This window comes from Sandarakinorhabdus sp., from assembly GCF_031422795.1.
Lineage (GTDB): Bacteria > Pseudomonadota > Alphaproteobacteria > Sphingomonadales > Sphingomonadaceae > Sandarakinorhabdus.
In genome coordinates this window covers 1-5,443 of sequence record NZ_JANPML010000449.1, presented here as the reverse complement: position 1 = coordinate 5,443, position 5,443 = coordinate 1, and the positions used below count along the sequence as shown (strand labels likewise).

Here is a 5,443-nt window from a genome sequence, read left to right as displayed (position 1 = left end):
TGCTCATCGGTGAGCGCGCTGATCTGGGCTTCCAGATCGCCAATGCGCTTCACGATCGGCCGCAGCGATTTCAGATAGCGATCATTCGACGATCCGAAAATCGCCTTCGCGACCTTGTTCAACCCGAGCATGAAAATCCTGACTTAGCGTGACCTTGGGCAGTACGCGCGTGACAGGGTGGCCCGTCACACCGGTGGCATGGTGGGCGATGTAGGGTCAGTCACCCTGTTCGTCAATGAAGCCGAGCCTTGCTGCGTGCGCCTGGCGCGCCGCTTGTCGCGCCGCAAGCCAAAGTCCACCGCCCGGCGCACGCGCGGGTATTGACGGGTATAAAGCAGATAATGCCGCCGCGCCCAGCGCGAGTTGCGGAACACCAAAGCCACCCCGGCGCCAAAGATCACAATGCCGATCGGCGCCGGCGACAGCAGCCCGACGATCCCGGCAGACGCCATCAGCAGGAGCCCCAGCAAAATCTGGAACACCCGGAAGGGTTGGGACCGAACCAAAAGATCAAGGAAACCAGAACGAATCACGATAACCATCCGATACGACCCGGCTGTGGCAATCATAAGGCGGCAATTGCACCGCAGGGCATAAGACTCTACGAATTCACAGCAGGGTCAGATGCTTCCACTTTTTTGGGGATATGGTTGATGGTGGCCCATGTCGGCACGGTGGCGTTTCTGGGGCTCGAAGCCCGCAGTGTTGATGTGCAGGTGCAGATCTCGGCCGGGCCGGTCACCTTCGTGACGGTGGGCCTGCCCGACAAGGCGGTGAAGGAAAGCCGTGAGCGGGTGGCCGCCGCGCTGCATGCCATCGGGCTGTCGTTGCCGCCAAGACGCGTGGTGGTCAATCTGTCGCCGGCCGATCTGCCCAAGGAAGGCTCTCACTATGATCTGCCGATCGCACTTGGCTTGCTCAGCGCGATGGGGGTGATCCCGCAGGACTCGCTCGATGAATTTGTCGCGGTCGGCGAACTCGGCCTGGATGGCGCCATCCAGACGGTGCCGGGCGTGCTGCTCGCCGCCATTCATGCCAGTGCCCACGAACTGGGGTTGATCTGCCCGGCGGCCCAAGGCCCGGAAGCCGCCTGGGCCGGCGAGGTGAATGTGCTGGCAGCGCCCGATTTGCTGGCGCTGATCAACCATTTGAAAGGCCAGATCATCCTGCCCGCCCCGCAGCGCGCGCAGGCCGAAGCGCCGCGCCGCGGCCCGGATTTTGCCAGTATCAAGGGCCAGGAAACCCCCAAGCGCGTCGCCGAAATTGCCGCGGCCGGCGGCCACAATCTGTTGATGAGCGGACCGCCCGGTTCGGGAAAATCGCTGATCGCGGCCGCCCTGGCCGGTATCCTGCCCGATCTCACGCCAGCCGAAGCGCTGGAAGTCTCGATGGTCGCTTCCATCGCTGGTGAATTGGAGGGCGGCAAATTGAAACGCACAAGGCCGTTCCGATCGCCGCATCATAGCGCCTCGATGGCGGCATTGGTGGGCGGCGGTGCCAAGGCGCGGCCCGGCGAAGTGTCGCTGGCGCATCTGGGTGTGCTATTCCTTGATGAACTGCCCGAATATCAGCGCGGCGTGCTCGATTCGCTGCGCCAGCCGCTGGAAACCGGGCAGGTGCAGGTGGCGCGCGCCGCCGCCCATGTCACCTATCCGGCGCGCGTGCAGCTGATCGCCGCCATGAACCCGTGCCGCTGCGGCTATCTTTCCGATCCCGCTCAGGCCTGTTCGCGCGCGCCGCGCTGTGCGGCGGATTACCAGAGCAAATTATCCGGGCCGCTGCTCGACCGCATCGATCTGCATGTCGAAGTGGCGGCGCTGTCCGCCGCCGATCTCACGCTGCCGCCGCCAGCTGAAACCAGCGCGCAGGTCGCAGCCCGGGTCGCCACCGCCCGCGCCCGGCAGACCGCGCGCTATGCCGGCATGGGCGTGCGCACCAATGCCGAAGCCGACGGCGAGGCGCTCACCGCCCATTCCACCCCGGATGCCGAAGGCCAACGCCTGCTCACCCAGGCCGCCGACACGCTGCGGCTTTCCGCCCGCGGCTATACCCGCGTGCTGCGGGTGGCGCGCACCATCGCCGATCTGGCCGGCAGCGACGGCGTCGCGCGCATCCATGTCGCCGAAGCGCTCAGCTACCGCCGCCGTCCACCTGTGAACTGAACCGAAAGGCCAAGCCATGATCACCCGCTCTGCCACTGAATGGATGCTGCTGCCGCTGAAGCGCTATGCCCAGTTTTCCGGCCGCAGCCCGCGCGCCGAATATTGGTGGTTCGCGCTGTTCAGCTTCCTGATCAGCCTGCCGGCAGCCATCCTTGACGTTGCCCTTGGCCTCCAGCTGTTCAACCCCATCGTGTCGCTTGGCCTCCTGTTGCCCAGCATCGCGGTGGGCGTGCGGCGGCTGCACGATCTTGATCGCACCGGCTGGTGGCTGCTGGCACCGCTGGCGCTGCTGGTGCCCACTTTGGCCATTGCCGGGATGGCGGGCGCCGGTGGTGCCATCGCCGGCCTGTTGGGCAGCGAAGCCGGGGCCGGCGCCGGTGTAGGCAGTGCCGCTGTGGTGGTGGCAATCGGCGGCGTTGCCGTGTTGGCCATGGCTGTGGTGATGCTGGCCTGGTATTGCACACGCGGCACCCAGGGCGAAAACCGCTTCGGCCCCGATCCGCTCGCCGAAGCGCCGAACCCCACCGTCTATTACGGCTGAGCCTTGGCCTCCGCTGGCGCCTCGGCGGCATCCCATTTGGCGATGACGGCGGTCGCCACCGCATTGCCGATCACGTTCGTCGCGCTGCGGCCCATGTCGAGGAAATGGTCCACCGCCAGGATCAGCAGCAGGCCGGCTTCGGGGATGTTGAAATAGGGCAGCGTGGCGGCGATCACCACCAGCGATGCGCGCGGCACGCCGGCGATGCCCTTGGATGTGATCATCAACAGGCCGAGCATGGCGATTTCCTGCCCCAATGACAGATCGATGCCATAGGCCTGCGCGATGAAGATGCTGGCAAAGGCGCAGTACATCATCGAGCCATCAAGGTTGAAACTATAGCCCAGCGGCAGCACGAACGAAGCGATGCGGCCGGGCACGCCATACCGTTCGAGCGAGGCCAGCAGCTTGGGGTAGGCGGCTTCTGATGAGGCGGTGGCAAAGGTGATCAGGAACGGCTCGCGGATTTCCGGGATCAGCCGGCGCACTTCGCCAAAGCCGAGCACAAAGGCGCCGGCCCCCAGCAGGAACGCCCACAGCACCGCCAGCGCCAGATAAAACCCGCCAACAAACTTGCCGAACGTCCACAAGATGCCCAGGCCTTCCACGGCGATCGACGACGCAATGGCGGCAAACACCGCAAACGGCGCCACCTTCATCACATAGCCGGTGATCACCAGCATCATGTTCATGATGGCATCAAGCCCGTCGTTGATCACTTTGGCCTTCTCGCCCATCTGGATCAGCGCCACGCCGGCAAACAGGCTGAAGATCACGATCTGCAGCACTTCGTTGGTGGCCATCGCCTCGATGATGGATTTGGGGAAGATGTGGCCAATGAATTCCTTCAGGTTGAAGGCCTTGGTCACCACGCCCGAGACGCTTTCCACCGGCGGCAGCGGCAGGCCCACCCCAACGCCGGGGCTGAGCAGATTGACCATCAGGATGCCCAACCCCAGGCTGAACACGGATGCCGCGATGAACCATGCCAGGGTGCGCACAAAGGTGCGGCCCACCGCGCCGCCGGAACCCATATGGGCAATGCCCACCGTAAGCGTGGCCAGCACCAACGGCGCGATGATCATCTTGATCAGCCGCAGGAACACATCGGTGATGATTGACAGATAACCGGCGATCTCCTTTGCCTGATCGGCCGGCACACTGGTATTGATCGCCCAGCCAACGCCAAGCCCGGCGGCAAGGCCGATCAAGATCCAGCGAGTGAGCGAGTTGGTGGGTTTCATCCTTGCTGACTTCGGACAGCGCCAAAGCGCCGTCAAGCCGGAAACCGTCGGGCTTGCAGGCAGGCCACGCCCGGCGCAGTCTGCCGGCCATGATCCGCACCCTCGCCATCGCCCTTGCCCTTTCTGTCAGCATCACCGCCGCGTCGGCTCACGCCGCACCCGGCGACGCCGCCGAGGCAAGGACATTGTTGATGGAAAGTGTCGGCATCGCCAGCGTCAAGGGCCGCGGCCAGACGCCGGCACTGGCCCGCTTTTACCGGGATTGGCTGGTGAAGGCCGGGTTCAACGCCGCCGATATCCAGATCGACGAACTGGCCGGCACCGCCAATTTCCACATGGCCTGGCGCGCCGCCGTTACGGCCAAGGCCAAACCCATCGCCCTGACCGGGCATCTGGACGTGGTGGAAGCCAACCCGGCCGATTGGGAACGGCCACCCTTCACCGCCGTCGCCGAAAATGGCTATATCTTTGGACGCGGGGTGCAGGACAACAAATTCGATGTCGCCATGATGATCGCCACGCTGGCCAAATTGAAGGCCAGTGGCTGGACACCAAAACGCGATATCCACCTGTTCCTGTCGGGCGACGAGGAAACCGAAGGCACCGCCAGCGCCGTGCAGGCCAAACAGGCTGCAGCAATCGGCTTCGAGTATATGCTGAACAGCGATGGTGGCGGCGGTGGGCTCGATGCGCAGAGCAAGCCGTTTTTCTACAAGCTGCAAGCGGCCGAAAAATCCTACGCCGATTTCCAGATGACCATCACCGATCCCGGCGGCCACAGTTCCACCCCCACCGCCAGCAACGCCATCGCCCGCATCGGGCTGGTTTCAGCCCGCATCGCCGGGCACCGCTGGCCAGCGCAGTTCAACGAGATCACCAGGGCCTCGCTGGCGCAAGCCGCCCGGCAGCGCAGCGACATTCTGGGCCAGGCCATGGCGCGCTTTGCCGCCAACCCGGCGGATGCTGAAGCCATCGCCGTGCTGCGCGCCAATCCCGGCACCATTGGCCAGATCGCCACCACCTGCGTGCCCACGATGATCAGCGGCGGCCATGCGCCCAACGCCCTGCCACAGCGCGTCACCCTCACGGTCAACTGCCGCATCTTTCCGGGCACCAGCATCGCAGCGGTGCAATCCGAACTGGCCCGCATCGCCGAAGATCCGGGCGTGCGCTTTGCCGCCGGCATCGATTGGCCGGTCACGCCGGCATCGCCGCTGCGGCCCGACGTGACAGCCGCCGTGCAAGCCGCCGTTGCGGCGCGGGCGGCCGGCCTGCCCGGCCTGCTCGACCTGAAGGCCACGCCCGGCATGGACGCCGGCGCCACCGACAGCGTGTTCTGGCGGGCGCAGGGCATCCCGTCCTACGGCGTCTCCAGCCTGTTCATGCGGCAGGAAGACAGTTTCGCCCACGGCCTGAACGAACGGGTGCCGGAAGCCGCCATCGCCCCTGCCCTGCGCCATTGGGACAGCATCCTGCGGCGGCTCGCCGGATAGGCC

At 65.3% G+C, this 5,443-nt stretch carries 5 protein-coding genes; 3 read left to right on the top strand and 2 right to left on the bottom strand.

Annotated features, from left to right (window positions below; genetic code table 11):
• Window positions 1-185: 185 nt before the first annotated feature.
• The gene (locus RMO81_RS15280; protein WP_310476800.1) at window positions 186-542 is read right to left on the bottom strand and encodes a hypothetical protein; all 357 of its coding nucleotides are present in this window, start codon (window positions 540-542) and stop codon (window positions 186-188) included.
• 111 nt (window positions 543-653) lie between these two features.
• Between RMO81_RS15280 and RMO81_RS15275 the strand changes: the two genes are divergently transcribed.
• Together RMO81_RS15275 and RMO81_RS15270 are read left to right on the top strand one after the other, a co-directional pair.
• Window positions 654-2,162 (top strand): YifB family Mg chelatase-like AAA ATPase, encoded by a 1,509-nt coding sequence (locus tag RMO81_RS15275; protein WP_310476799.1) that lies wholly within the window; start codon window positions 654-656, stop codon window positions 2,160-2,162.
• A gap of 16 nt (window positions 2,163-2,178) precedes the next feature.
• Window positions 2,179-2,703, top strand: coding sequence for a DUF805 domain-containing protein (locus tag RMO81_RS15270; RefSeq protein WP_310476798.1), 525 nt, complete (start codon window positions 2,179-2,181; stop codon window positions 2,701-2,703).
• On the opposite strand, the gene RMO81_RS15265 is transcribed toward RMO81_RS15270, so the two are convergent.
• Window positions 2,694-3,947: a dicarboxylate/amino acid:cation symporter gene (locus RMO81_RS15265; protein ID WP_310476797.1), complete on the bottom strand. Its 1,254-nt coding sequence runs from the start codon at window positions 3,945-3,947 to the stop codon at window positions 2,694-2,696. The genes RMO81_RS15270 and RMO81_RS15265 overlap by 10 nt on opposite strands.
• An 89-nt stretch (window positions 3,948-4,036) precedes the next feature.
• On the opposite strand from RMO81_RS15265, the gene RMO81_RS15260 reads away from it, so the two are divergent.
• Window positions 4,037-5,440, top strand: coding sequence for a M20/M25/M40 family metallo-hydrolase (locus RMO81_RS15260; protein ID WP_310476796.1), 1,404 nt, complete (start codon window positions 4,037-4,039; stop codon window positions 5,438-5,440).
• The last annotated feature ends 3 nt before the right edge of the window (window positions 5,441-5,443 follow it).

Bases quoted from the DNA above. Each gene is read 5' to 3' on its own strand.
- RMO81_RS15280 (WP_310476800.1), bottom strand. From the start codon at position 542: ATGGTTATCGTGATTCGTTCTGGTTTCCTTGATCTTTTGGTTCGGTCC.
- RMO81_RS15275 (WP_310476799.1), top strand. From the start codon at position 654: ATGGTGGCCCATGTCGGCACGGTGGCGTTTCTGGGGCTCGAAGCCCGC.
- RMO81_RS15270 (WP_310476798.1), top strand. From the start codon at position 2,179: ATGATCACCCGCTCTGCCACTGAATGGATGCTGCTGCCGCTGAAGCGC.
- RMO81_RS15265 (WP_310476797.1), bottom strand. From the start codon at position 3,947: ATGAAACCCACCAACTCGCTCACTCGCTGGATCTTGATCGGCCTTGCC.
- RMO81_RS15260 (WP_310476796.1), top strand. From the start codon at position 4,037: ATGATCCGCACCCTCGCCATCGCCCTTGCCCTTTCTGTCAGCATCACC.